Origin of the sequence: Micromonospora gifhornensis (assembly GCF_016863515.1) — a bacterium.
GTDB lineage: Bacteria > Actinomycetota > Actinomycetes > Mycobacteriales > Micromonosporaceae > Micromonospora > Micromonospora gifhornensis.
Genome location: NZ_BOPA01000035.1, coordinates 35,755 through 61,220 on the forward strand (window position 1 = coordinate 35,755; position 25,466 = coordinate 61,220).

Consider the following 25,466-nt stretch of genomic DNA (forward strand, 5'->3'; position numbering starts at 1 on the left):
CTTCCAACTACCGTCTACCACCCCCGGGCGCTCCTATATTCGACGTGTGGGAAATAGCGCGACCGAATGGGTCGACCGCGAGCCGGTGCAAATCTCCGGTGCGTGATTCGCACACTTCGACACGTCTGCTGTCGGCGCTGCCGGCCGTCGTAACCAGGTACGAGCAAAGACCCCGGGAGGCGAGATGTACCAGGCAGAGCAAACGGTGGCGGTGAGAAAAGCCGTCGCCTACCCCGGTCTCCTCGGCGAGCACCTGATCGCCGAGAAGACCAGGGCCGCCATGGCGGTCCAGCAGGAGGCGTTGTACGCCGCGCGGGAGTTCCTGCGCAGCCAGGGCTTCACCGAGCTGCTGCCCCCGCTGATCGGGCCGGTCACCGACCCGGGCGCCCGGGGCGCCAAGGCCCTCGATGTCGACTTCTACGGCCACACGTACAAGATCATGACCAGCGCGATCCTCTACAAGCAGGCGTCGCTGCGCGGTTTCCCGAAGCTGTTCTACATCGCCCCGAACATCCGGGTGGAACCGCCGGAGACCGTGGACACCGGCCGACACCTGGTGGAGTTCCACCAGATCGACGTGGAGATCGCCGGTGGTACCCGCGAGGACGCGATGGACACCGCCGCCGGGCTGCTCACCCACGTCGTCGCGCACGTGTTCGACACCGTGCCGGACGTGCTGCGGCAGCTGGGCCGTGACCCGCTCGACTTCGCCGAGCTGTTGACCGGCAAGTTCGACAGCTGCACCCACACCGAGGCGGTCCAGCGGCTGCGCGACCAGGGTCACCCGCAGAGCCCGGACGCCGAGATCAACTGGGCGGGTGAGGAGATCCTGTCCCGGGAGGCCGACCGGCCCTTCTTCATCACCGACTACCCCAAGGGATCGCGGGGCTTCTACGACCGGGAGAACCCCCAGGACCCGGGAGTGCTGCGCAACTTCGACCTGATCGCCCACGGCGGTTTCGGGGAGCTGGTCAGCGGCAGCGAGCGGGAGGCGGACTACGCCACCCTGGTGACCCGGATGCGGGAGAGCGGCGAGAACCCGGCCAAGTACGACTGGTACCTGCGGCTGATGCGCGAGGGCCTGCCGGCCAGCGCCGGTTTCGGCATGGGGTTGCAGCGCCTGATCCGGTTCCTGACCGGCCTGGACGCACTCTGGCAGGTCAGCGCGTACCCGAAGCTTCCCGGCGTGGTCTCGCCGTGAGCGCTGAGGGTGCAACGCAGCGGGGCGGGGTCTACGCGCCGGGGCTGCCCGAGGGGCTGATCCGGCAGCGGGCCCGCGAGGGCGTGGCCGCGGTGTTCCCGCCGGTCGACACGTACGGCCGACAGTTGCACGGCGCCGGTGACGAGGAATTGTCCGGCCCCTCCGGCATCACCGACGACCTGGACCTGGCCCGCCTGGTGCCGCCGGTGTTCATGCCTCGGCGGTTGGAGAAGCTGATCGACCTGGGCCGGGAGCCACTGCACGAGGACGTGGACCTGACCACCGTCATCGGCGGCTTCCACTCGCCGTTGCCGGTGTACGTCTCCGCGTTCGGCTCGACCCGGGTCGCCTCCGGTGACGCGGGGATCGCCGCCAGCCGGCAGGCCGGCCGGCTCGGCATTCCGATGGTGATCGGCGAGAACATGGTGCCGGTCGGCGGGTACCGGCGGGCCGAGGCCAGCCAGTCGCCGATCCTGGCCCGGCTGCGCGCCTACGCGCAGGAGTGCCCGCCCGGGGTCGGTGGTGTGGTGGTGCAGCAGAGCACCGAGGACGCCGACTCCGAGGTGTGGAACCTCGTCTACAGCGACACGTCGGTGCGCGAGCTGCGGGACTCGGGTCGGTTGGGCTTCGAGCTGAAGACCGGTCAGGGCGCGAAGCCGGGACTGGGCGGGATGACCGCGGTGGACGCCGAGGAAGCCGCCCGGCTGGCCGGTCAGTTCGCCGTCCGGGAGATCCTCGGTCCGGACCGGTGGCTGCGCTGCGCCACCCCGGGAACCTTCACCGAGGAGATCCTGCGCCAGCAGGTGCGGTTCATGCGCAACAACTTCCCGCGGGCCCGGGTGTGGGTGAAGTTCCACCCCGGCCGCGACGTGGCGTCGGCTGCGACCACGGCCTGGCAGGCCGGTAGTGACGCGGTGACCGTCGACGGCGCGCAGGGCGGCACGGGGTGGGCACCCCGGACGTTCCTCGATCAGGTCGGGTTGCCGCTGGGCGAGTGTCTGCGTCGCATCGGCCGCCCTCAGGGCTGCCTGCTGGCCACCGGCCGGATCTGGGAGGGCGGCCGGGCGGTCCGCGCACTGGCGATGGGCGCCACCGCCGTCGGTCTGGGTAGGGCCGCGCTGCTCGCGGTCGACGAGGATCCCGAGCAGGGCCTCACCCGGCTGGTCGAGGCCCTGGCGCTGGAGGCCCGGCTGCTGGTCAGCTCGGTCGGCAAGTACCGCGCCGACGCACTGACCGACGAGGACCTCTGGTGGCCGGGTGCCACCCCGACGGCCGTGTCACCGGCGCGTACCGCACCGATCGGCAGCCCGGCATGACCGCCTTGCTGGACGTCGGATGTCACCTGCCGGCGCTGAGCGTGGACATCGGTGACATCTGTGTCGACGCCGACCCGAAGCAGATGTGGACCTACCGGCGCCTGTTCGGGCTGAAGAAGGTGCTCCGCGATCCCGGGCAGGATCTGCGACCGCTGCTGGTCGCGGCGGTCGAGTCGCTGACGGAGTTGCGCGGCAACGAACACCGGGTCCGCTACGTCGTGCTGGGCCGGACCATCGTTCCGGCAGACCGGGCCGGGGAGACCCTGCTGGAGGACGTCTGCAGCACGCTGGGCCTACCCAACGCGGTCGCGTTCACCCTGACCCAGCGCGCCTGTGCCGCAGGTCTGCTCGCGGTGGACCTCGCCGGCCGGCTGCTCGCCGCGGACGGTGACCCGGACGCCCTGGCCCTGGTGCTCACCGGCGAGAAGGCCTTCATGCCGCTGCTGGAGACCATCCCGGAGAGCACCGTGATGGGGGAGGCCACCGCCGCCTGCCTGGTCACCGCGAACGGTGAACGGGACCGGCTGCTCGGCGTGGCCACCCGCACCCTGGGCCAGTTCGCCGAGTCGGTCCCACCGCAGCCCCTGCACCCGGACTTCGTCAAGGACCACAACGAGGTGCTGGCCGAGGTGATCCGGCAGGCGTGCCGTGACGCCGGGGTCGAGGTCGACGACCTGGCACTGCTGCTGCCCCACAACGTCAACAAGTTGTCCTGGTCGTGGACCTGTCAGCTGCTGAACGTGCCGCTGGACCGGGTCTACCTGGACAACATCGCGGCCACCGGGCACTGCTTCGGTGCCGATCCGTTCGTCAACTACGTCCATGCCCGCGCGGCCGACCGGCTACGCCCGGGTGATCTGTACCTGATGGCCGCCGTCGGGCTCGGCGCGACGTTCACCGCCGCCGTGCTGCGGCACTGACCCGTCGACCTCGTCGCAGAAAGGGAAACAGCCGATGTCACCTCCGGATCCGACGTTCCTACAGGGTGTCAAGAGTGCCTGTACCGGAGCCACCGGCACTCCGTTCGTCCTGCTGGGCAACTTCGAGGTCGAGGACGAGTGGGCCCGCGACGAGGTGGGACTGCCGGTCTTCGGCGGTCGGGCGTCCACGGCGATCGTCAACCGGATGGACGAGTTCACCGTCCTGCTGGCCGGTCCCGGCGACCACGTCGTGTTGAAGTCCGCCCCCGACTCCGACTACCTGAACTACCTGCGGCAGTTGGGGATCGAGCTTCCCGGGATCCTGCTCACCGACGAACACGACCCGGCGGCCACGGTCAGCGAGGACGCGCTGCGCTCGCCCCGGTTGTTGGCCGCGCTGCGGTCGCTGGCCGGGCAGGGGGCGTACCTGCTGCCGCACGGCATGTCGGTGTTGGAGCAGCAGCTGTGCGAGCTGACCGGGCTCGCCCCGGCGCTGCCGGCGGTGTCGGTGGTCAAGGCGGTCAACAGCAAGATCTACAGCCGCCGGGTCGCGACGGACCTCGGGCTGCCCCAAGCCGTGGGCTGGGAGTGCGAGACCGTGGACGAGTTCGTCGCCGCGGCCGGCGAGGCGGCACGCGCCGTCGCCGCCGGGCGCCGGGTCGGCGTCAAGGACGCGTACGGAGTCTCCGGCAAGGGCATCATGGTCGTCGATGACCTCCGCCGGATGGACCAGCTCGTCCGGATGGTCACCCGACGCGCCGAACGCACCGGCGACCAGCGGGTCGCCCTGGTCATCGAGGAGTGGGCGGACAAGGCGCTGGACCTGAACTACCACTTCACCGTCGCCCGCGACGGCTCGGTCCGGTTCGACTTCGTCAAGGAGGCGCTGACCGAGAACGGCGTCCACAAGGGACACCGTTTCCCCGCCCGACTCTCCACCGAGCACGCCGCGCAGCTCGTCGTCGCCAGCGAACGGCTCGGCGCGCGACTGGCCGCCGACGGCTTCCACGGCGTGGTGGGGGTCGACGCCATCACCACCACCGACGGCGGTCTACTGCCGGTCCTGGAGATCAACGCCCGGAACAACATGTCGACGTACCAGACCGGGCTGCAGGAGCGCTTCATGGGCCCGGACAGCGTCGCCCTGGCCCGCCAGTACGACCTGCGGCTGACCGGGCCGGTCACCTTCGCCGGCCTGGCCGACCGCCTCGGTGACCTGTTGTTCGACCGGGAGCGGGGCACCGGCCTGGTGGTGAACAACTTCGCCACGGTCAACGCCGCGACCCCCGAACCCGGCGACACCCGCCCGTACGTGGGACGCCTGTACGGGCTGCTGCTGGCCCGTACCCAACAGGAACTCACCGACCTCGACAACGCCGTTGTCGCGGCTGTGCAGAAGGAGACCGTCCATGTCTGAGTCGACCGCGCTGGGCGGTGTCCCCGTCACCGAACTTGTGGAACGGTTCGGTACGCCCCTGTACGTCTACGACGGCGCGACGATCACCGACCGGTACCGGCAACTGCGTGAACGGCTGCATCCGGCGGTGCGGATGTTCTACTCGCTGAAGGCCAACCCCAACATCAGCGTCTGCGCGCTGCTGCACTCGCTGGGCGCCAGCGCCGAGGTCTCGTCCCTGACCGAACTGGTCACCGCGGAACGCGCCGGTGTCCCGGCCGAGGACATCATGTTCCTCGGCCCCGGCAAGAGCCGCACCGAGCTCACCGCGTGCCTGAAGGGTGAGGTCACCCTCATCTGCGAGTCGTTCGGCGAACTCGCCCTGATCGACGAGCTGGCCGCGGAGCTGGGCACCACCGCCCGGGTGGTGCTGCGGGTCAACCCGAGCTTCGCGGTCAAGGGCAGCGGCCTGACCATGGGCGGCAAGCCCCGTCAGTTCGGCATCGACGAGACGGCCCTGCTGGCCGAGTCCGACCTCGCCGGCCGGCACCCGTCGGTGCGGCTGCGCGGCTTCCAGGCGTACCTGGGCACCCGGTTCCTCTCCGAGGCGATGATCGCCGAGAACACCGCGCGGATCCTCGACCTGGCCGAACGACTCGGTCGGCACCTCGCGGTCGACCTGGAGGTCGTCGACGTCGGCGGCGGGCTCGGCGTGGCGTACTTCGCCGGCGAGCAGGACCTCGACATCGCCGCGCTGACCGACCAGCTCAACCCGGTCTTCGCCGCCTTCCACGCCCGCCACCCGCAGACCGCCCTGGTGATGGAGCTGGGTCGATACCTGGTCGGGCACAGCGGCACCTACGCCGTACAGGTGCGGTACGTGAAGGAGTCGATGGGCGAACGGTTCGCGGTCGCCGACGGCGGCACGAACCACCACATGGCCGCGGTCGGCATCGGCTCCTTCGTCAAACGCAACTTCCCGATGCGGCTGCTCAACCGGGACAGCACCGCCGAGCCGGTGAAGTGGAACGTCACCGGCCCGCTCTGCACCCCCAACGACACCATCGGCAAGGCCGTCGAGTTGCCCGGCGACCTGCGCCCCGGCGACGTGGTCGGAGTCGACCGCTCCGGCGCGTACGGCCCGACCGCCTCGCCTGTGCACTTCCTCAGCCACGGCTACCCGGCCGAGGTGCTGATCCACCAGGGCGAGCCCCGGCTGGTCCGCTCCCGCGACGACGTGGAGAGCATGCTCGCCGCGCAGATCCTGCACGACTTCCGCTGACCCCGGCTCGACTCCGCACCACCTGCAACGCCCTCTTTCCTACCGCGTCATCTCCCCCACCTCACGCCCGAAAGGCAGGCCCGCAATGAACGCCACGACCGTCGAGACCGGCAACGAGCAGATCGTCAGCGTCATCGTCACCGCGCTCGAGGAGGTGCTGCGCCAGGAACTCACCGACATCACCGTCGAGACCCGACTCTTCGACGACCTGAACCTGGACTCCACAAGCGTCCTCGCCCTGCTGATGACCCTGGAGGACGCCCTGGACACCCAGGTCGACCCGGAGAGCCTGGAACAGGCCCACCTGGAGTCGGTGGGATCCCTGGCCGCCTTCCTCGCCGAGAGCCGCTGACCATGTCGGCCCTGCGGCAACCCGGTGAACGGGCCGGGCCGGGGCTGGAACGCCTCTTCGCCCGCACCTTCACCCACCCGGTGATCCCGTGTGACCCGGCCGACCGGGCCAACCTGCGGGATCGCATGGAGAAGCTCTACGGCGACTTCACCGACGTGTCCTGGCTGACCGACGGACCGATGGTCAGCTACCACGACATGGTCCGTACGGTCGTCCAGGAACTCGGCCCGGAACTCGTCGACGTCGATCTGGCGATCACCGTGGACGCCAGCCCCGACTGCCGGCACCAGAGTTTTCCCGGGCCGGTCCTGTCCCACCTCCTGCCCGGCGACCCGATCATGCTCGGAGTATCGGAGCAGGGTGTGGCGGGCCCGTACACCGCGTTGCGGATCGCCCACCAGTACCTGCGCTCCGGCGCGGCCACCCGAGCCCTGATCCTGATCATGGAACAGTCGACGTTGCCGCCCGACGACGCGGCGGTCCGGCCCGTCCGGGACGTCGCGGTTGCCCTGCTGCTCGGCCCGGAGGGCACCGTCGAACTCGACCTGCCGACGGTGGCGGTCACCCGTGCCGAGGCGGCTGGGGCGCTGACGAACGAGGTCGACCTGGTGGTCGCCGGTGCCGCGCTGGCCGACCTGCCGACCGGGGTACCCGTGCGGCGGGCCGAGCCGGGACACCCCTGCGCCGGGGTGTGGCTGGCCCTCGCCGAACTGCTCGACAGCCGTCCGGACGGCGGCCGGGTGCTGGTCGCCGACCGCGACCCGGTGCTGCCGTACCGGTGCGCCGTCACCGTCACCCTGCCGACGTCGCACCCCGAACCACCACGGCACCCGGCCGGCGACATCGCGTCACCCGCCATGCCGCACCTGGCCATCCGTCCGCAGAAGGTGAGGGAACTGGTCCGATGACCGTCACCGTCAGCACGCCGGCCGCCGCCACCGACCTGGCGCGGTACCACACCCTCGCGTGCACCACAGGGGTGGTCACGGCACTGGGCGTGCTCCAGGCGGAAACCAGCCCCGGGATCGTGCCGGTCGGGCCGGGCGGACACACCTTGCTACCGGCCGCCGTCTACGCCGCCAGCGACCGTTACACCACACCACAGGGACCACGACCGCAGCCGTACGGCCAGAAGGTGCTGGACCGGATCGTCACCGCCGACGGGGAGCTGATCGCCTGGCGGGTACCGGGCGGCGGCCCCGACCCGGACACCGGGGCGGCCTGGACCGCCGGGATCGCCTGGATCCGGCTCGGCCTGACCACCCGGCTGCTCGAACAGGCCGCCGAACACCTGCGTGGCCGGACCATCGCCGGCGTCGTCACCCTGCACCTGCCGATGGTCCGGGGAATCCTCGCCGACGCCGCCGCCGGGATCGCCGAGGCACGGGCGCTGCTGGACACCGACGCGTGCGGAACCGATCTGCACCGGGTGCACCGCGCCCTCGACGAGAGCGGCCGCAGTTGTCTGCACCTGTTCGGTGCCGCCGGTTTCCTCACCGACGGGCCCGGCGGTGACCTGCACGTGTCGGAGCTGCTCGCCGAGACCTACCCGCCCCCGACCGACATGGAGGCGTCATGAACACCGACTTCCTCACCGATCTGCGGGCACATGCCCGCGCGTACGCGGACCTGCTGCGCCCCACCGCGCTGGACCGCGACCGCAACCCGGACCTCGCGGTCTCGTCGCCCGGCTGCGGACTGCCGTGGCGCACCTTCGCGGGCCTGCCCGCCGAGTACAACCCCGAGCCGCTGCGGGTCGATGGCCGGCCCGTCCTGCTGCACAGCTGCGTCGAACGGGTCGTCGTGCTGGAGGAACTGGCCCGTGTCGACGCCGGTGCGGTGCTCGCCCTGCCCGGCCCGTCGATGTCCTCGTCCGTCATCGGGGACCTCGCCGACGATGACCAGCGGCAACGGTTCTGGGAGAGGATCACCGCCGAACCCACCTGGACCTTCTTCGCCATGACCGAGCCGACGCACGGCTCCGATCCGAGCGGCATGCGCACCACCGTTCGCCGCGATGGTGACGGCTTCCTGCTCAACGGCACGAAACGGTACATCGGCAACGCCGCACGGTCGCGTATCGGCATCGTCTTCGCCCGCCGCGGCGCCGGTCCGCTGGGCATGGTGGCGGTCCTCGTCGACACCGACCTGCCCGGATTCACCGCCGCACCGCTGTCCACCCGGGGTGTACGCGCGCTGCAGCTGAGCGAGTTGCGGATGGCCGAGGTACCGGTCACCGAGGACGACATTCTCGGCCGGCACCGCTCCGCCACCCGGCAGGGCATGTGGGCGGCCACCCGCACCTTCAACCGGTACCGCCCGGTGGTGTCCTGCCTCGCGCTGGGCGTCGCCCAGGCCGCGTACGACCTGGTCGTCACGGAACGCCGCGGATACCGGGTCGCCGAGCGGCACCTGCTCACCGACTGGGAACAGCGTCTCACCGGCACCCGCGCCCTGGTGTTGGCCGCCGCCCGATCCGCCGACGCGAATCCAGGCGACGGCACCCTCGCCGCCGCGGCGAAGCTGCGTGCCACCCGCCTCGCCGAGGAGATCACCACCACGGCGGTGCGGCTGCTCGGGCCGGGGGCGCGTTGGGAGCACCCGATTCTGGACAAGCTCCTGCGCGACGCACGCGCCTTCGAGTTCATGGAAGGCACCGGCAACGTTCAGCGGCTCACCCTCGCCGAGGGTTACCTGCAAAGGCGGCTTCCCGATGTCCGCGCCGCGTGATCCGGTCTGGGTCGACGTCGGAACGCCGCCGGGCACCGACGTGTGGCACATCGTGTTGGACGTCGCACGCGAGACCGTCGACCCGTTCACCGCGCTGCTCGACGCCAACGAACTGCGGCGCGCGCACCGGCTGCGCGACGAGCAGGCGGCCCACCGCTTCGTGGCGGCCCACGGAGCGGTGCGGTCGGTGCTGGGCAGCTACCTCGACGTCGCCGGCTACGCGCTGCACTGGGCCCGCGGCCCCAACGGCAAACCGTACTTCGACGGCGAGTGGAGCCGGTGGCAGTGGAGCCTCAGCCGGTCCGGCGGGCACGCCCTGCTCGCCGTCCGCCTGCACGAGCCGGTCGGGGTGGACGTGGAGCAGATCCGCGACGACGTCCGGGCCCACGCCCTCTCGGCCCGGTTCATGCCGCCCGAGGAGGCCGCCGAGGTCGCCGCCCAGCCCGACGACGCCGCGCGTAACGCCGCCTACCACCGGTTGCTGTCCCGCAAGGAGGCGTGTGTGAAAGCCAGCGGCGGGCGGCTGCTGGACGGGCTGCGCCTCGGCGTCCTGGTGCCCGGGCTCGTCGAGGGCTCCGGCGCCTTCCTCGGGCAGCGCTGGTCGCTGCGGGACCTGCCCGCCCCGCCCGGTTTCGTCGCCACCCTGGCCACCCTCGGTGACCGTCCCCGGCGGCTGCGGATGTTCGAGTGGGACTGGCGGACCTACCCGTACGGCGGCCACGCCGAGGCACCGACCGGGCGAGCACCGGAGCGACCCGACGCGACCCCACCACCCGGAGACGAGGACTCGTCCCCGCCCCCCGTAGCGAGGAGAGCCGCATGAGACACCATCTCGAACCCGCCGGCCGCCGATACCGGCCGACCAACTCCACCGGACCGGGCCGGGGCCGCGGCGGTGAGCCGGACGACAGGTGCATCGCCCGACGGACCGGCGGTGGACCGTACCCGCCGGATGCTGTGCCACGGATGCGTTTCACTCCTTCGGCGATACCCGTCCTGACCTGTGTGCCCGCCCGGCATGAAGCGGCGCTACGCGGTGCCGTGGAGGCCCTGGCCCGCCTGGGCCGCTCGGATCTGGGCGGCATTCTGCGGGTCAGCGCACCCGGTTCGGCCGACGCCGCCGCCGAACGCCTCGCCGCCCGGCGGGCCGTCGAGAACGCCCTGCACGGCGGCTGCGGCACCGTCCTGCTCCCGCCACCTCGCCCTCCGTCGACACGGCACCGCGACCGCCCGGACACCCCAAACCCGTCCGCTCCCCCACCCACGACCCGCATTCAGAGTGAGGAACTCCGATGACGTCCACGCAGAAGTCCCAGGCCCCCGACGGGGTCCAGGCGGCGGTCCAGTGGCGGAAGGTCATCACCCTGACCGCCAGCCAGGGCCTGTCGCTGACCGCCGACTACGTCCTGCTCGTCGCCCTGGCCTGGACCGCGGTCCAACTCGGCGGCGTCGGCGCGATCACCACCCTGATGCTGGCCGGCACCGTCCCCCGCGCCCTGACGCTGGTCTTCTCCGGCCCCATCGCCGACTCGTTGGGGGCCCGGTTCGTCCTGCTGCGCACCACCTCCGCCCGCGCCGTGCTACTCGCCGCCGGCGCGGTGGTCGTCTTCACCACGCCGTGGTTCTGGCCGCTGGTGGTCGTCGCTGCCATCGAGGGGGTGCTGCTGGGCATCGGCAGCCCGGCCGCCGGCACCCTGATGCCCCGGCTGGCCCAGGGCGAGCAGTTGGCCCGGGCGAACTCACTGTCGTCCCTGGTCACCCGGCTCGCGCCGATCATCGGTACCCCGATCGGCGCCTGGCTGATCGCCACCGGTGAGCTGTGGGAGGCGATGGCGGTGGTGGCGGCGACCTGCGGTGTCTCGTTCGCCGCGATGTGGGTGGTCACCCGTGGTATGGCCGGTGGTGACCGGACGCCGGGCGAGAACATGCTCCGACGCTCCGGCGACGGCATCCGCCTGCTGCGCACGTACGGCCGCCTGCGCTGGCTGTTCATCTGCGCGTTCCTGCTCGACATGGCCTTCGGCTGGCCGATCGAGGTGGCCCTGCCGCTGATCGTCGACGGCCGGGGCTGGGGTGTCGGTTCGGTGGCCGTGGTCGTGGTCGCGTTCAGCTGCGGCGCGATCGCCGCCGGGGTGACCGGTGCCCTGCTCGCCCACCGCATCCCGCTGATGGTGCGCCTGGTCGTCACGGGCGTCGGCATCGGTCTGGGCATCCTGGCGATGGCGGCGATGAACTCGGTGTTCACCCTCGCCGCGGTCGGCGCGCTGGTCGGTCTGATGGCCGGCCTGAACGGCCCGGCGATCGTCACCGTCTACCAGCAGGCCTCCCCGCGTGCCCGGATGGGCACGGCGATGTCGATGCTGACGCTGGCCGGCATCGGCACCGTTCCGGTGTCGATCGTGGTCTTCGGCGCGCTCTCCGCTGTGATCGGGGTGACCGCCACCTGGTTCGTGTGCGGTTTCGTCGCCCTGGCCGCGCCGGTGGCGGCGCTGCGGGCACTGCGTCAGCCGCCGCCCGGACCGGAGAGCCTGGGCGGCACCGACACGGCGGCACCGTCCCCCGAGCCCGAGCCGGCCACCGCCGAGGCGCAGCCGACTCCGGATTCGCAGCCGACGCCCGAGGCCCAGCCGGTGCCGGTGGCCTTCGAGGGATCCGATCGCGACCCTGCCGACCAGGTCCTGGTCGCCGCGAGTCGCAACGGATGATCCGACGCGGTGCACCGTGACCTGGTGCCCCGCATGGTGAAGCGGCCGGGATCCGTGGGCGTCAGCCCACGGATCCCGGCCGCTGACCCGTCAGTCCGGTGCGACGTAGTAGAAGCGCCGGTAGCCCAGCAGCATCCCCTCGTCGGTCAGGGTGAACACGTCGACGAAGTCCAGCGTGGTCCGACCCGGCAGATCGGTGTACCGGCCGGTGACGGCGACACCGTCACCGTCGGCGATCACCTTGTAGATCTGGTGGTGGCTCGGCGGTCCGGCAACCCGGGCATGGGTACGCAGCACCTCGTTGCGCCCGCAGCCGTGCGCCATGTCCGGTCTCTGGACCTGCACGTTCTCGTCGAGCAGTGAGCCGTATCCGTCGATGTCGCCGATGTTGAGATAGTGGTACGACAGGCGGACGTGGTCGACCCCGACCGCAGTGGCGGCACTGTACTTCAGCGAACCCCCATGGCAGGTCATCCGGCGGTCTCCTCTTGTCTGGCTAGCTGGCCCCAACTCCGTGTGCGGCCGCTGAACATAAATCTCCACCAGACGGACAACCTCCGCCTATCACGGCGCTTTCCTCACCCACCACGCGACGCCTTCAGCCTGCATAGATGCCGAAATTACGACCGTAAACCGGCAATATCCATCGATAGCCATAGAAGCATCGCGCATTCGCTCCAACGGCTGGACAAGTGCATCCTCAATGGAGTGCACTGTTTCGACAGAAACAGTGTCGGCCCGGGAGTACCATGCGCAACCTGATCCTCGCCAGCCCGGTCGCCGAGGCTGGAATCGTCTTCCGAGTTCTCGGTCCGCTACAGGTGGACGGGCCGACCAAGACGGTTCGGATCCCACCGGGGCGTCAGGAAGTCATCCTCGCCTGCCTGCTCATGGAGGCGGGCCGGCTCGTCGACACCGACCGGTTGCTCGACCTCGTCTGGCCGGACGAGGCACCCGACACCGCCCGCACCCAGATCCAGATCTGCGTGTCACGCCTGCGCAAGAGCTTCACCGAGGCGGGCGTCAGCGCCTCGGTGATCTCCCGCGCCCCCGGCTACCTCCTGCGCACCGACGACGACAGCGTGGACCTGCAGGTGTTCAACCGGCAGGTGATGGCCTCGCGGGTGCTGGTCAAGGAGGGCAGGCTCGCCGAGGCGGCCGAGCGGCTGCGCGCCGCCGTGGCCCTGTGGCGGGGACCCTGCCTCAGCGGCGTACCCAGTGACGCCCTGCGCACCCGGGGGCTGCGGCTGGACGAGGAGCGGCTGGCGGCCATCGAGACGTACCTCGGGCTGGAACTGAACCTCGGGCGCGGCCACGAGCTGGTCGGCGAGATCAGCCAGTTGCTGCACGAGCATCCGCTGCGCGAGCGGCTGCGCGGACAGCTGATGCTGGCGCTGCACCGCTCCGGCCGGCAGGCGGAGGCGCTCGACATCTACCGGGCCGGCCGGCAGCTGCTCAACGACGAGTTGGGGCTGGAGCCGGGTGAGGAGCTGCGGCAACTGGAGACCGCCATTCTCACCAGGGATCCCGCCCTGCACCTGCCGGCGACGCCGGCCCCGGTGACCGCGGCACCGCGCGTCCCCGAGGTTCCCACCGCGCCGCTGTCCCCGTACGGCGAGGAGCAGCCGCACCAGCTGCCCGCCGACACCGCGGACTTCGTCGTCAACGAGCCGATCCTGCGTACGATCGAGGCCGCGCTGGTCGGCGGCGACGGGCAGCGGGCACTCGGGCTCGTGGTCATCGCCGGCAAACCCGGCATCGGCAAGAGCGCACTGGCCACCCATGTCGCGCACCGGCTCGGCGCCCAGCGGTTCCCCGACGGTCAGCTCTACTGCGACCTGCGGGGGGTCGGCGTCGACACGGTCAGCGCGAAGGACGCCCTCGGCCGGTTCCTGCGGGCCCTCGGCATTCCCGGCCCGGTGATACCGGACAGCACCGACGAACGCGCCGAGATGTACCGGACGCTGCTGGCCTCCCGCCGGATGCTTGTGGTCCTGGACGACGCCGCGAACGAGGCCCAGATCATGCCGCTGCTGCCGGGCAGCAGCAGCTGCGCGGTCCTGGTCACCAGCCGGTCGAGGTTGACCGCGCTGCCCGGCGCCCAGCGGGTCGAGCTGGACGTGCTCGACCAGGAGCAGGCCCTGCAACTGTTGGGCCGGGTGATCAGCGTCGAGCGGGTGAGCCAGGAGAAGGAGGCCGCCATCGCGTTGGTCCGTACGGTCGGCGGGCTTCCGCTGGCGTTGCGGATCGTGGCCGCGCGGCTGGCCGCCCGGCCGCACTGGAACCTCGCGTCGATGGTGCACCGGCTGGCCAACGAGCGGCACCGGCTCGATGAGCTCGCGCACGGCGAGATGACGATGCGGGCCAGCCTGTCGCTGACCCACGACGGTCTGCGCCGCCCCGACCGGCGGCTGCTGCGGCTGTTCAGCCTGGCGCAGGGGCCGACGGTGCCGGGTTGGATCGCGGGTGCCCTGCTCGACGACGACCGGCCGTTCCCGTCCGACCTGCTGGAGCCCCTGGTCGACGTGCAGATGCTGGACGCGGTGGCGATCGAGCGCACCGGGGAGTTCCGCTACCGGTTCCACGAGGTGATCCGGCTGTTCGCCCGCGAACAGCTCACCCTGCACGATGGCGAAGCCGTGCAGCGCGCGGCGACCGAACGGATGATCGGCGGCTGGCTGTCGATCGCCGAGCAGGCGCACGCCCGCATCTACGGCGGCGCCTACACGCTGCTGCAGGGCGACGGCATGCGGTGGCATCCGCCGGCCGGTTACGTGGAGAACCTGCTGACCGATCCGCTCGAATGGCTCGACAGCGAGCAGCCCAACCTCTGCCTGGCCGTCGAGCAGGCCGCCCACGCGGGTCTGCACGAGCTCTCCTGGAACCTGGCCACCACGCTAGTCACCCTGTTCGAGGCGCGCGGCTACTTCGACCAGTGGGAACGGACGCACCAGCGGGCACTGGAGGCCACCCGGGACGCGGGCAACCGACGCGGCATCGCCGCCGTCCTCGCGTCGCTGGGCACGATGCACCTGAGCCGGCAGCAGCCGGACGAGGCGCGGCAGTCGCTGACCGCGGCGCTGGAGATCTTCGACGACCTGGAGGATCTGCACGGCCTCGCCCTGTGCCGCCGGGATCTCGCCCTGCTGGACCGGCAGATCGGTGAGGACGACCGCGCGCTCGTGCTCTACGAGCAGGCGGCCCGTGACTTCGATCGGGTCGGGGACGTGATCGGCCGGGCGACGGTGCTGACCCAGAGCGCGTACGTGTGGATGCGCCGCGGTCACACCGCCATGGCGCAGGAGCAGCTCGACGAGGCGCTGGCCGCCTTCCGTTCCGTCGGGTACTCGCACGGGGAGGCGCACGCGTTGCGCCGTGCGGGGCAGGTGCTGCTGCGCCGGGGTGAACACGCGCAGGCGGAACAGGTGCTGACCAGGGTGCTGGAGATGGTCCGCCGCAGCCGCGACATCATCGGCGAGGGGCACCTGCTGCGCAACCTCGGTGAGGTGTACGAGGCCAGTGGCCGCCACGAGCAGGCCCGCGAGGCGTACACGCAGGCACTGACCGTACGGGAGAAGATCATCGACCTCGGCGGTGCGGCGCTGGTACGCCTCGACCTGGCCCGGCTGCTGTTCCACACCGGCGAGTTCGCCGAGGCCGGCGGGCTGCTGGAACAGGCCACGGAGACCTTCCGGGCCCGGGGCATGCGGGCCGAGTTGCGTGAGGCGGAACGGCTGGCGCAGGAGCTGACCGCCGCGGACCCGTCCGCCGGCTGACCTCGCCGCTATCACGGTTATCACGGCGCGGCGCACCAGCGGCGCGCCCACCCTCGACAAACCCCTGGGAAATCCACCCTGAGCTGCGAAAATGCTGCCGATTGGCGGCATGATGGCCGGCCGATAGTGAGATCCCGACCATGGTGTGTGACGGCGGTTGTCCCGGTGTCGTGAGCGGTGCCGGGCGGCGCTTCCAGGCGCGCTACCCCCGCGCCACGACATCGTGATAGGGAGTGGGACACCAGATGAGCATCGACCTGCCGACCGGCGACACCGTGCCACTGTTCGGATTACTGGTACGCCAACATCGCATGCGTATCGGGCTGACCCAGCGCGAACTGGCGGACCTGTCCACCGTCAGCGTCCGGGCGATCCGCGACCTCGAACAGGGCCGGGCCCGCCGACCGCGCCAGGACACCGTCCGGCTGATCGCCGACGGCCTGCGGCTCGGGGCACGGGCCCGCGCCGACCTGGAGTCGGCCGCCGGGGAGGGTCGGACCAGCTGGGCGGTGAAGGCCGGCTACGAGGCCGACCCGCCGGCGCCCCCCTTCGCCATCGACGTGCAGCTCGGGCGGGAACCGGAGACCGCCGTCATCGTCGACGAACTCGCCACCGGCGCCGAACGGCTGGTGACCGTCGTCGGGATAGACGGGGTCGGCCGGACCCGGCTGGCCATCGAGGTGGCGACCCGGATGCACGCGGCAGACCGTACCCCGGTGCTCTGGTGTCCGGTGACCGGCCCGACCAGCGGTGACCGGCTCTCCACCCTGGTACGCGCCGCCGCCGACCAACTGCTCGGCGACAGTACGCACCCCGCGGACGGCACGGACGCCATCGCCGCCCTCGTCGAGATCGTCGCCGACCGGCCGCCGCTGCTGGTGCTCGACGGGGTACGGGAGGTCGCCCACCCCGGCCGCCTGGTGCAGCTGCTGCGCGACTGCCCCGGCCTGCGCATCCTGGTCACCGCCGCGTTCCCGCTGGGGGTGCCCGGTGAGCGACACTTCCTGCTCAACCCGCTGGCCGTCGCCGACGAAGGCGAACCCTTCGACGCGCACGCGCCCGCCGTCCGGATCTTCATGGAGCGGGCCCGCCGGTACCGTCCCGACGTCGACCCGGATGCCCGGGAGACCGCCCTGATCGCGGAGATCTGCCGCCGCCTCGACGGGATACCGCAGGCCATCCACGCCGCCGCCTCCTGGCTCGTCGTCTACGACATCGCGACCCTGCACCACTGCCTGCACGACGGTCCGTCCGGACTGCTGCACCACCTCGCCGGCCCCGACGGCGGCACCAGCCTGCGCGACGCCCTGGAACGCCGGCTGACCACCCTGCCCACCGCCGAACGCGACCTGCTCGACGCGCTCTGCGGCCAGGGTGAGACCTTCGACCTGGCCGAGGTGATGGCGCTGACCGGCCGCAGCCTGCCCGACAGCGGCCGTGCGGTCCGCGCTCTGGTGCTGCGCGGTCTGGTCCGCCCCTGGTACACCGGCGGCCAGTCCCGGTTCCGGATCCTGCACCTGGTACGCGCGGCCCAGCTCTGCGCTCTCGACGTCCGGGTCTGACGGTGCGGTGCGGCCGCGGCGGCACGCCACCCGGCGTGCCCCCGGCTCGTCCGCGGTCTGTCCTCGTCGCATTCACCGCATCCGATAGGATCCGCTGGTCTGCTCAGCTCTCACCTCGACGTGTGTGCGGCCGGAGTCCGGCCCGCCCACCGACAGCTGCGCGGCCGGCACGTCGGAGGGCTTCGCATGAGACAGCGGCACACCGAAGCGGATTCGCCTCGACCGGTGGCCGCTGCGCAGCAGGACATCGCGCACCAACTGCAACTCGCCGCCGCCGGCGACCAGGTCGCCTGGAATGACCTCGTGGACCGGTTCAGCCCGCTGCTCTGGTCCATCTGTCGGCACTTCGGTCTGAGTTCGGCCGACGCGGCGGACGCGTTCCAGCTCACCTGGCTGCGACTGCTGGAGAATCTCGACACGATCCAGGATCCGGCTCGCCTGCCCGGTTGGCTCGGCACCACCTGTCGCCGGGAGTGCCTGGGTCTGCTGCGGCCCACCAAGCGGGTCCGGCCCACGGATGACGACCGGCTGCTCGATCGCTTGCGCGGACCGTCCTCGTCGGCCGACCAGCCGGTGCTGATCGCGGACCGCAACGCACGGCTGTGGCGTGAGTTCGACCGACTCGACGCCCGCTGTCAGCGGATCCTGCGGCTCCTGCTTATCGAACCGGACGGTGACCGGGTCTCCTACGAGCTGGTCGCCTCGGCGCTGGACATGCCGGTGGGTAGTCTCGGCCCGATCCGGGGGCGGTGCCTGACACGACTACGCCGCCTGCTCGACGCGGAGGGTATCAGCGACGCGCTTCGCGACTCCTAGGAGGAAACGGCAACCCGAGGACTGAGGGAGGAATCGTGGACGACGAGCACACGGGGCCGCAGACGCCGGCGCCGGGGGCGGACGATCCGCTGCTGGCCCCCCTCGGCGAGCTGATCCGGGCGGCCGACGCACCGCCGACCGTGGCTGTGGAACTGGCCAAGCAGAGCTTCGGTCTGCGCCAGGTCGACACCGAGTTGGCGGCGCTCGTGGCCGACTCGGCGATGGACCCGGTCGGGACCGCGGTACGCGCCGGCGAGCAAAGCACCCTCCCTCGGCTGCTCACCTTCGAGGTCGAGGGCCCGGACGACACCCCGCAGGCGGTGGAGGTGGAGGTCAGCGGTTCCGGCCGGTACCGGCGGCTGCTCGGCCAGCTGCATCCGCCGGGGGCGGCCCGGATCGAGGTACGGCAGCCCGGGGGTGACGCCGTTGATCCGGTGGACGCCGACGAGCAGGGCCGGTTCGTCGTGGCGGCGGTCGGGGTCGGGCTGATCCGGCTGACCTGGCATCGCCCGGGACGCCACGCGATCGCCACGGCCTGGTTCAGACTGGACTGACGGTGCCGGCCGGCGTCACGCCGACCGGCACCGTGGTCCTCAGACCGGGGTGCCCGGCAGCACCCGCAGCACCCGCCCGTAGTCGCGGAGGATGCGCCGCCCCGCCAGCAACGCGTTCAACGCATCGCGGGGAGTCAGCTTCGGGTCGTCCAGGCAGGCCCGGGCGACCAGGCCGCTGATCTGTGGGGCGGAGAACGAGGTGCCGCTCCAGACCGCCCAGGAGTTCGCCGGGAACGTGTAGTCGGCTACCGACGGGTCCGGCACCGGCGGCAGTGTGCCGGTCACGAACGTGGCGACCACGCCGAGACCGACGCAGGAGCAGTCGACCCAGTCGCCGTGGCTGGAGAACGGGGCCGGCAGCAGGTCCGCGGTCAGCGCACCGACGGCGACCACACCGTCGAAGGCGGCCGGATACATCGGATCCTTGCTGCCGTTGTTTCCGGCGCTCGCCACGATCAGGACCTCCGGGAACCGGTCCACGATCGTCCGCACCGCGCTCTGCAGGGCCAGTGGTGGCACACCGTCGACGGCGGGCGTACCGATCGAGGCGTTGATGATCAGCCGTACGCCGTCGGTGGCGGCCTCGTGCGCGGCGCGCAGCATCGCCTCGGCGGCCTCCTGGTCGGTGCCCAGCCCGTCGCTGCGGGTGAACCGATATGCCCGTACCTCGCAGCGGGGCGCCACCCGCTGCACGATGCCGGCGGCGAAGCTTCCGTGCCCGGCCGACCAGTCGAGCCGGCCGTCCCCCGCGCGGCCGTTGACGACCGGCAGCACGTCGAGGAGTTCGGTGTTGTCCGGCCGCCGGACGATGGTGTCCAGCCAACTGTCGGTCCGGTCCTCCGGGGTGATGCCGGTGTCGATGACCGCCACCCGTACCGCCGGGACGCCCGGTCTGCGCGCGGCTGCGGCCTGTGGAAAGTCGCCGAGGGCGGCGGTGGCGAACGGATAGTCGTCGCCCTTGATGATGTGTCCGAGCGGTACGACCAGGTGCGGCGCGGCGGTGATGCCCAGCTTCGCCAACTGGCGGACGTCACCGGCCAGGTCCTGCGGGCCTTTGCGCCCTTCGAACACTGCGGTGCGCCGCTGCTGCGACGATTCGGCCTGTTTCCACGGCCGGTAGCCCAACCGGCGCAACACCTGCAGCGGGTCGACTTCCGGTCGGGTCGCCTCGAAGTCGACCACCAGCTGCCCCCGCGCGACGAGGACGTAGGTCCGCTGGCCGGCCAGGTCGGTCACCGGGTACCTGTCGAAGGGCAGGGCGAACTGCCCCGGTGCCCGGTCCTGCCGCTCCTGCATCTGGTCGATGATCTCGTTGGTGCGCCCGCGTCTGGCGTCGACGATCATCACTTGCACCTGCCGGCGTGCGTGGGCGGCGTCGATCTTCAACTGCTTGCTGGAGCGGTGCTCCGGGAACTCGTCCGGCGACGGCGCCGACGGGGGCCTGGGCTTCATGTTCACAGTGACGCTCCTATCGAAGATCTTGGTGATTGGCGCTGCGGTGACGGCAGTCAGATTCGGTCACGGCTCGTCGGTACACCAGCAATAACCCGACGCAAGGTACGGATACACTGCGGACATTGACGTACGGCGACGAGCGGCCCCACGATGACCGCTGATCTTTGCGCAGCTCTCGTGGCAGAGGCGGATGCCGCGTACTCCAGAGTCGTCCTCGACCCCGCGAGATACACCGCGACGGCGAGAGAAATCGTCGACCTCGCCCGCCGGGCGGGAAACGACGAGGCACTGATCGTGGGTCTGCGGGCGCTGGCCTGGACCCGCCACGCGGTACTGGACAACGAGACGGCCAAGCACCTGCTGGATTCCGCGGCCCGGCTGGCCACCCGCCGTGGCCTGCACCGTCGACTCGGGGAGGTGCTCCTCACCCGCTCGGTGGCGCTTCAGGAACTCGGCAGGTATCCCGCGGCGACGCGGGATCTGCGGCGGGCGGCGGGCCTGGTGTCCCCGCAGCAACGTCCCGAACTGCTCATGCAGCTCGCCATCCTGGACCACAACGCCGGTCGGGTGCGCGCCGCCGCGCGTCAGTACCGGGTGGTGCTCGCCGAGCCCGCCTGTCCGCCGGTGATCTGGGTGAAGGCGGCCAACAACCTGTCGTACGCGCAGACCCAGCTCGGTCGTCCGCAGGCGGCGCTGGCCTACCTGGACCGGGCCGCCTCGCTGGCGAGCGACCTGGGACCGATGTTGTCGGCGGTCATCGAGAACAGTCGGGCCTGGTCCAGCTTCCATGCCGGCAGGTTCACCGAGAGTCTGCGCCGGTTCGCCGAGGCCGGCCGGCTGTACACCGCAGCCGGGCTGCCGCTCGGCGAACACTATCTGGATTACACCGACGCGCTGGCCGAGCTGCGCCTGCTGGACGAGGCCGCCGCGGTCGCCCGGCTGGCCGCCACCGACCTCGAACGGCACGGTGCCCGGCTGATGGCCGCGGAGGCGCGGCTGCGTTGTGCCCGGCTGGCGCTGGCGTTGGGCGACGTCGACACGGCCCGCGCCGACGCGACGAGCGCCGTGCGTGACTTCCGGCGGCAGCGCCGCACCGCCTGGGCGGCGTGGGCCGTCGTCACCGCCGTGGAGGCGGACGCCGTCGCGGACGGCTTCACCACCATGGCGGTACGCCGACTCGGTCACGCGGCGGCCACGCTGCATCGTCTCGGTCTGCGGGCCAACGCGGTGGAGGCGCATCTGGTGGCCGGGCGGGCGGCGTTGGCCACGGATGACCAGCGGCGAGCGAGACGTCACCTGGCAGCGGCCGGTGCCCTGGCGGACGGTCAGACGCTGCTGGTGCGGCTACGCGGACGGTTGGCGCTGGCCCTGCTGGCCGACACCACGACGCACACCGCCCAGGGCACGGCTGCTCGCCCCCGCACGGCATCGGCGTACGGCCAGGGGGCAGCGACCCGCTCGGCAGCGCCCGACGCGGGTGCCGTGGTGCGGCACTGCGCGGCCGGACTGGCCGACCTCGCCCGCCACCGGGCGGCGCTGCCGTCGGTGGAACTGCGGGTGCTGGCCGCCGGGCACGGCGTGGAACTCGGCGACCTCGGTCTGCGCCACCTGCTGCGCACCGCGCCCCCGAGTCGGGTGCTGCACTGGCTGGAACGCACCCGGGCCGCTGCCCTGCTGACCGTGGAACCCGCTGCCCACGACGACCTCGACGACCTCGTGATCGCGCTGCGTACGGTCGAGCAGGAACTGCGGGCGGCGCGGCGCGAACGTGGCCCACTACCGCGCACCCTGCTGGCTCGCCAGGCCACGCTGGAGGCGCAGATCAGGCGGCGGTCCTGGGGCCGCGACGGGACGACGACGCGGTCGGCCGAGATCGTGACCGCGGGTCAGCTCCGTGACCTGCTCGACGGCGGCTGGCTCGCTGAGTACGCGACGGTGGACGACACAATCGTCGCGGTCCTCGTCGGGCCGCACCGGACCCGTCGGATCCAGCTCGGCGCGCTGTCCGCGGTGGAACGGGAGACTGTCGCGTTGCACTTCGCGCTGCGGCGGCTGCTGCGCGGCGGCCGCTACACCGAACAGGCCCTCTCGGCCGCCCGGACCTCGCTGGAGACCCTCGCCGAGCTGCTCGTCGCCCCGCTCGGGGTGCCGCCGGGGGCACCGCTGGTCGTGGTGCCACCGGCGAAGCTGCTGCGGGTGCCCTGGTCCCCGCTGCACCCCGGACCGGTGTGCGGCGCACCGTCGGCCACCATGTGGGCGCGGAGCCGGCGGGCAGCCGAGTCCCGGCGGGCAGGACAGCAGGTCGCGCTGGTGGCCGGGCCCAACCTGGACGGCGCCGTGGCCGAGGTGCAGGCCCTCGAAGCCTGCCACCCCCGGGCGGCGACACTGCTGCCACCGCAGAGCACAGTCGAGGCCGTCGTCGCCGCGCTCCGACAGGCCGACCTGGCGCACCTGGCCTGCCACGGCCACCTGCGTTCGGACAGCCCCCTGTTCTCGGCGCTCGAACTCAGCGACGGTCCGCTCACCGTGTACGAGTTGCACAGCCGTGCCGTCGCCCCGCACCGGGTGGTGCTGGCCGCCTGTGACTCCGGAGTCGAGCGCGACCACGAGGGTGACGAGGTGCTGGGTTTCGTCAGCGCGCTGATGGCCGGCGGTACGGCCGGGGTGATCGCGTCCGGCGTACCGCTGCCGGACGGCGCGTCGCTGGCGTTGATGCCGCGGCTGCACGACCGGGTCACCCGCGGTGAGTCGCTGGCGGGCGCGTTGTGGGCCGCGCGGGCCGCCGAGCCGCCCGCCTCCCCCGCCGATTTCGTCACCTGGTGCGGTCTGACCGCCTACGGCGCGGCCTGAACGACCGCGCCGGGGGCCGGGCATCGCCCAGGCCCCCGGCGGGTCAGCGACTCAGGAGGTGCCGGAGATGTACCACCAGCCGGTCAACGACGAGGCGGGCACGTCCGGGCCGACACTGCCCTTGCCCCAGAAGTAGTCGTCGAAGTTGACCAGACCGCCCGGCCCGACCGGACCCATCGTCGCCCACACCACCGACGCAGGCTGGTCGTCGATGGAGGCCTGCGCCCACGCCTTGCGCACCGGCATCGGGTTGTTCCACCAGAGGAACGGCGATCGCAGCATGTAGTTGGCGAACGTTCCGCCGTGGCTGGCACTGTGGTACGACACGGTGTGGAAGCTGTTGATCTGGTGCAGGCCGTCGAAGGCGCCACCCCAGCGCTGCCACCACCGCTGCCCGCCGGAATCGTTGGCGAGCACCAGGCAGGTGAACAGGCTCATCCACTCGACGTCGCCGTTGCCCCAGCGGGCCTCGGTGTTCGCCAGGAACGTGTCGTCCCTGCTGCTGCACCCGGAGAAGCTGAACCCGGTGGGCGCTCCGTGACCCTGCCAGTAGGTCATGTCGACGTGGTCGGTCCAGTTGCTGTCGGTGCCGCCGAACTTCGGGTCCTTGAAGTCCCGCTCCCAGGCGCTGCCGTTCAGCCAGCTGAACTCGACAGGAATGCCGCGGGAGGTGAACTGGCCGTTGAACGAGGCGAGGTTGGTGCCGGTCCACGGCAGACCGGAGCACGGGCCGGTGCCCTCGCTGCCCACGTCGACGACACCCAAGGACTGCACGCCCGGTGCCGCGAACGCCGTCGCCGTCGTCGGCCGCCGCGGCGGCACCGGTACCGGATCGATCTCGGGCAACTCGGCGTCCACTGCCGCCGGAACGAAGATGATCTGCGCCGCCGAACCGTCGGCGTTCACCCCCGCGCAGCGGAAGCTCGGCTCGATGCGGTCCACCTTCGCGTCCAGGGCAGGTGCCGGGTAGGCGTAGTCGGCCTGCCGGATCCGTACCGCACCCTGCATGGCCTTGGCGCACCGCTCCCGACCGGCCTCGGGGTCGAGGACCCGCACCGGCTCACCCTTCTCCAGCACACGCGTGCTGTACGACAACTGGGTGACCTCGCCGTCGGAGCCGAAACCGACCCGGATCTTCGCGCCCGGCCCCTCGTACGGCAGCCCGTCCAGGCTGAACGAGAACGACACGGTGGTGTCCAGCGCCGCCGAAACCGTCGGCTTACCCTTGGCGTCGACCATCTCCAGGCTGGTGTGACCGACGGTGGGCCGGGCCTGATCCGGGTAGAGGCCGACACGGGCCAGCGCCTCGCGGGTCAGGCCCAGCGCCTTCTCGGCGTCGATCGGGCGCAGCCGAGCCAACGCTGCCTCGTCCAGCACACTGCCGACCGTCGGGTTGCCGTCCTCGTCCTTACCTGTGTCGCCGACCGAGATCGACGGGATGTCGAGGAAACCCTTCTCGTCCGCGAACCGCACGCTGCCATCCTCGGAGCGGGACACGCGCTTGATGCCGAACGCCTCACCCAACTCGGCGGCCTGGGCTTCACTGATGCCCGTGGCGCGGACCTGGTAGGTCAGCAGTTCGGTGGTCGCGGCGGCGGAGACCGGCGCGCCGGACGCGGCCAGGGTTGCGGCTCCGGTCGTGCCGGCGACGGCCAGACCGAAGCCGAGCCGCCACCACCTGCCGCGAGAACGTAGATATGACATGGAAACCTCCCGTACGACGAGGGCGCGCGAACCGCGCCACAACGAAGACGACGGAGGTCGCCACCCGATACAGGGTTGGCATGTCAGCTACCTGACTGCTGATCCTTCAGTACGACGATCGGCGAGCGGCACCGTGGTCCGCGCGCCTACTCCCACGCCTGGGATCGAGACTCGAAGGTCTCCGGATCGCTGTGGCACGGGATGACGCACACGAGGTGACCGCCCGGAGCCCGCAATGTCACGCACTCCAACCAGCGGCCGACCTCGACGGCACCGAGGGAGATCAGTCGACGCGTCTCGGCCTCGACGTCGTCGGTCTCGATGTCGAGGTGGTACCGAGCCTGGTCGTCCACGGCCTGCACCGCCAGGATCAGTCCCGGCAACGCCCTGTGCAGAGCGGTGAACTGCTCCTCCTCGGGAACTGGATGTGCCGGCACGCCAAGGGCTTTCGACCAGAAGGCGGCAGCTGCTGGTGCCGCATCGCGGGGTGCGTCGATCAGGATCGTCGAGAGTCTGCTGCGATGTGCCACGATCGACCATTATCCACGTCTACCTCAAGATTCATGCCCCTCGCCATGACCACCTGCTGGGACGACGCGCGCGGCCACGGCCGTCCCGCACGGTGTCCCCACCGGCCTGCCCCGGTCTCGCTGCCGTTAACCAGAACGTAACGAAGCACCACCAGCAGATTCATCCAATCAGCGGCGACAATGTGGTCCACCACGACTCCAGGGCGCCCCGGCCGCTTTCACGGCCGCCGGCTATTTGATCTTGTCGAATTGCCCAGAATGGCCCCTGATCCCGGATTTGCCTGCCGCCGAGCGCAAGCGGCACGAGCGCAGCAGTC

At 71.4% G+C, this 25,466-nt stretch carries 21 protein-coding genes; 17 read left to right on the forward strand and 4 right to left on the reverse strand.

Going from position 1 to position 25,466, the window contains the following annotated elements:
* The first annotated feature begins 184 nt into the window (after positions 1-184).
* The 12 genes from Vgi01_RS23390 to Vgi01_RS23445 all read left to right on the forward strand — a co-directional run bounded on the left by Vgi01_RS23390 (position 185) and on the right by Vgi01_RS23445 (position 11,902).
* Complete coding sequence (locus Vgi01_RS23390) at positions 185-1,201, forward strand: asparagine synthetase A (RefSeq protein ID WP_204292381.1); 1,017 nt, start codon at positions 185-187, stop codon at positions 1,199-1,201.
* A complete protein-coding gene (locus Vgi01_RS23395) occupies positions 1,198-2,517 on the forward strand; it encodes a glutamate synthase-related protein (protein WP_102658434.1) in 1,320 nt (439 codons plus the stop codon). The genes Vgi01_RS23390 and Vgi01_RS23395 overlap by 4 nt, the downstream gene beginning before the upstream one ends.
* Entirely contained in the window at positions 2,514-3,437 is a 924-nt protein-coding gene (locus Vgi01_RS23400) for a 3-oxoacyl-[acyl-carrier-protein] synthase III C-terminal domain-containing protein (RefSeq protein WP_102658438.1), read from the forward strand. Before Vgi01_RS23395 ends, Vgi01_RS23400 begins: the two co-directional genes overlap by 4 nt.
* 34 nt (positions 3,438-3,471) lie before the next feature.
* On the forward strand, positions 3,472-4,854 hold the full coding sequence (locus Vgi01_RS23405; RefSeq protein WP_204292382.1) for a preATP grasp domain-containing protein: 1,383 nt from the start codon (positions 3,472-3,474) through the stop codon (positions 4,852-4,854).
* Complete coding sequence (locus tag Vgi01_RS23410) at positions 4,847-6,115, forward strand: alanine racemase (protein ID WP_204292383.1); 1,269 nt, start codon at positions 4,847-4,849, stop codon at positions 6,113-6,115. The genes Vgi01_RS23405 and Vgi01_RS23410 overlap by 8 nt, the downstream gene beginning before the upstream one ends.
* A gap of 85 nt (positions 6,116-6,200) precedes the next feature.
* Positions 6,201-6,467 (forward strand): acyl carrier protein, encoded by a 267-nt coding sequence (locus Vgi01_RS23415; RefSeq protein WP_204292384.1) that lies wholly within the window; start codon positions 6,201-6,203, stop codon positions 6,465-6,467.
* A 2-nt stretch (positions 6,468-6,469) separates the two neighbouring features.
* Complete coding sequence (locus tag Vgi01_RS23420; RefSeq protein ID WP_204292385.1) at positions 6,470-7,375, forward strand: hypothetical protein; 906 nt, start codon at positions 6,470-6,472, stop codon at positions 7,373-7,375.
* Complete coding sequence (locus Vgi01_RS23425) at positions 7,372-8,046, forward strand: hypothetical protein (protein WP_204292386.1); 675 nt, start codon at positions 7,372-7,374, stop codon at positions 8,044-8,046. The genes Vgi01_RS23420 and Vgi01_RS23425 overlap by 4 nt, the downstream gene beginning before the upstream one ends.
* The gene (locus Vgi01_RS23430) at positions 8,043-9,197 is read left to right on the forward strand and encodes an acyl-CoA dehydrogenase family protein (RefSeq protein WP_204292387.1); all 1,155 of its coding nucleotides are present in this window, start codon (positions 8,043-8,045) and stop codon (positions 9,195-9,197) included. Before Vgi01_RS23425 ends, Vgi01_RS23430 begins: the two co-directional genes overlap by 4 nt.
* Positions 9,181-10,020: a 4'-phosphopantetheinyl transferase family protein gene (locus Vgi01_RS23435; RefSeq protein WP_204292388.1), complete on the forward strand. Its 840-nt coding sequence runs from the start codon at positions 9,181-9,183 to the stop codon at positions 10,018-10,020. The genes Vgi01_RS23430 and Vgi01_RS23435 overlap by 17 nt, the downstream gene beginning before the upstream one ends.
* Positions 10,017-10,493 (forward strand): hypothetical protein, encoded by a 477-nt coding sequence (locus Vgi01_RS23440; RefSeq protein WP_204292389.1) that lies wholly within the window; start codon positions 10,017-10,019, stop codon positions 10,491-10,493. Before Vgi01_RS23435 ends, Vgi01_RS23440 begins: the two co-directional genes overlap by 4 nt.
* On the forward strand, positions 10,490-11,902 hold the full coding sequence (locus Vgi01_RS23445; protein WP_204292390.1) for an MFS transporter: 1,413 nt from the start codon (positions 10,490-10,492) through the stop codon (positions 11,900-11,902). The genes Vgi01_RS23440 and Vgi01_RS23445 overlap by 4 nt, the downstream gene beginning before the upstream one ends.
* Positions 11,903-11,992: 90 nt before the next feature.
* On the opposite strand, the gene Vgi01_RS23450 is transcribed toward Vgi01_RS23445, so the two are convergent.
* The gene (locus tag Vgi01_RS23450) at positions 11,993-12,376 is read right to left on the reverse strand and encodes a nuclear transport factor 2 family protein (protein WP_204292392.1); all 384 of its coding nucleotides are present in this window, start codon (positions 12,374-12,376) and stop codon (positions 11,993-11,995) included.
* 275 nt (positions 12,377-12,651) lie between these two features.
* On the opposite strand from Vgi01_RS23450, the gene Vgi01_RS23455 reads away from it, so the two are divergent.
* The 4 genes from Vgi01_RS23455 (at position 12,652) to Vgi01_RS23470 (ending at position 18,610) form a co-directional block, all read left to right on the forward strand.
* Entirely contained in the window at positions 12,652-15,678 is a 3,027-nt protein-coding gene (locus tag Vgi01_RS23455) for an AfsR/SARP family transcriptional regulator (protein ID WP_013734748.1), read from the forward strand.
* Positions 15,679-15,923: 245 nt separating this feature from the next.
* A complete protein-coding gene (locus tag Vgi01_RS23460; protein WP_126710610.1) occupies positions 15,924-17,240 on the forward strand; it encodes an ATP-binding protein in 1,317 nt (438 codons plus the stop codon).
* 186 nt (positions 17,241-17,426) lie between these two features.
* Positions 17,427-18,056 (forward strand): RNA polymerase sigma factor, encoded by a 630-nt coding sequence (locus Vgi01_RS23465; protein WP_102658421.1) that lies wholly within the window; start codon positions 17,427-17,429, stop codon positions 18,054-18,056.
* A 35-nt stretch (positions 18,057-18,091) separates the two neighbouring features.
* Positions 18,092-18,610 carry a hypothetical protein gene (locus Vgi01_RS23470; protein ID WP_204292393.1) on the forward strand — a complete coding sequence of 173 codons (519 nt, stop codon included), beginning with the start codon at positions 18,092-18,094 and terminating at the stop codon, positions 18,608-18,610.
* 39 nt (positions 18,611-18,649) lie between these two features.
* Here the strand turns inward: Vgi01_RS23470 and Vgi01_RS23475 are convergent, their stop codons facing one another.
* Entirely contained in the window at positions 18,650-20,062 is a 1,413-nt protein-coding gene (locus Vgi01_RS23475; RefSeq protein ID WP_204292395.1) for a S8 family peptidase, read from the reverse strand.
* Positions 20,063-20,242: 180 nt separating this feature from the next.
* Between Vgi01_RS23475 and Vgi01_RS23480 the strand changes: the two genes are divergently transcribed.
* Positions 20,243-22,915 carry a CHAT domain-containing protein gene (locus Vgi01_RS23480; RefSeq protein WP_239089125.1) on the forward strand — a complete coding sequence of 891 codons (2,673 nt, stop codon included), beginning with the start codon at positions 20,243-20,245 and terminating at the stop codon, positions 22,913-22,915.
* A 51-nt stretch (positions 22,916-22,966) separates the two neighbouring features.
* On the opposite strand, the gene Vgi01_RS23485 is transcribed toward Vgi01_RS23480, so the two are convergent.
* The gene (locus Vgi01_RS23485; RefSeq protein WP_204292398.1) at positions 22,967-24,619 is read right to left on the reverse strand and encodes a DUF6345 domain-containing protein; all 1,653 of its coding nucleotides are present in this window, start codon (positions 24,617-24,619) and stop codon (positions 22,967-22,969) included.
* A 146-nt stretch (positions 24,620-24,765) separates the two neighbouring features.
* Positions 24,766-25,149 carry a VOC family protein gene (locus Vgi01_RS23490; protein ID WP_102658416.1) on the reverse strand — a complete coding sequence of 128 codons (384 nt, stop codon included), beginning with the start codon at positions 25,147-25,149 and terminating at the stop codon, positions 24,766-24,768.
* Positions 25,150-25,466 lie beyond the last annotated feature (317 nt).

Excerpts from the sequence above, each read along its gene's own strand:
- Vgi01_RS23390 (WP_204292381.1), top strand. The coding sequence starts at position 185 with ATGTACCAGGCAGAGCAAACGGTGGCGGTGAGAAAAGCCGTCGCCTAC.
- Vgi01_RS23400 (WP_102658438.1), top strand. The coding sequence starts at position 2,514 with ATGACCGCCTTGCTGGACGTCGGATGTCACCTGCCGGCGCTGAGCGTG.
- Vgi01_RS23405 (WP_204292382.1), top strand. The coding sequence starts at position 3,472 with ATGTCACCTCCGGATCCGACGTTCCTACAGGGTGTCAAGAGTGCCTGT.
- Vgi01_RS23410 (WP_204292383.1), top strand. The coding sequence starts at position 4,847 with ATGTCTGAGTCGACCGCGCTGGGCGGTGTCCCCGTCACCGAACTTGTG.
- Vgi01_RS23415 (WP_204292384.1), top strand. The coding sequence starts at position 6,201 with ATGAACGCCACGACCGTCGAGACCGGCAACGAGCAGATCGTCAGCGTC.
- Vgi01_RS23420 (WP_204292385.1), top strand. The coding sequence starts at position 6,470 with ATGTCGGCCCTGCGGCAACCCGGTGAACGGGCCGGGCCGGGGCTGGAA.
- Vgi01_RS23425 (WP_204292386.1), top strand. The coding sequence starts at position 7,372 with ATGACCGTCACCGTCAGCACGCCGGCCGCCGCCACCGACCTGGCGCGG.
- Vgi01_RS23430 (WP_204292387.1), top strand. The coding sequence starts at position 8,043 with ATGAACACCGACTTCCTCACCGATCTGCGGGCACATGCCCGCGCGTAC.
- Vgi01_RS23435 (WP_204292388.1), top strand. The coding sequence starts at position 9,181 with ATGTCCGCGCCGCGTGATCCGGTCTGGGTCGACGTCGGAACGCCGCCG.
- Vgi01_RS23440 (WP_204292389.1), top strand. The coding sequence starts at position 10,017 with ATGAGACACCATCTCGAACCCGCCGGCCGCCGATACCGGCCGACCAAC.
- Vgi01_RS23445 (WP_204292390.1), top strand. The coding sequence starts at position 10,490 with ATGACGTCCACGCAGAAGTCCCAGGCCCCCGACGGGGTCCAGGCGGCG.
- Vgi01_RS23450 (WP_204292392.1), bottom strand. The coding sequence starts at position 12,376 with ATGACCTGCCATGGGGGTTCGCTGAAGTACAGTGCCGCCACTGCGGTC.
- Vgi01_RS23455 (WP_013734748.1), top strand. The coding sequence starts at position 12,652 with ATGCGCAACCTGATCCTCGCCAGCCCGGTCGCCGAGGCTGGAATCGTC.
- Vgi01_RS23460 (WP_126710610.1), top strand. The coding sequence starts at position 15,924 with ATGAGCATCGACCTGCCGACCGGCGACACCGTGCCACTGTTCGGATTA.
- Vgi01_RS23465 (WP_102658421.1), top strand. The coding sequence starts at position 17,427 with ATGAGACAGCGGCACACCGAAGCGGATTCGCCTCGACCGGTGGCCGCT.
- Vgi01_RS23475 (WP_204292395.1), bottom strand. The coding sequence starts at position 20,062 with ATGAAGCCCAGGCCCCCGTCGGCGCCGTCGCCGGACGAGTTCCCGGAG.
- Vgi01_RS23485 (WP_204292398.1), bottom strand. The coding sequence starts at position 24,619 with ATGTCATATCTACGTTCTCGCGGCAGGTGGTGGCGGCTCGGCTTCGGT.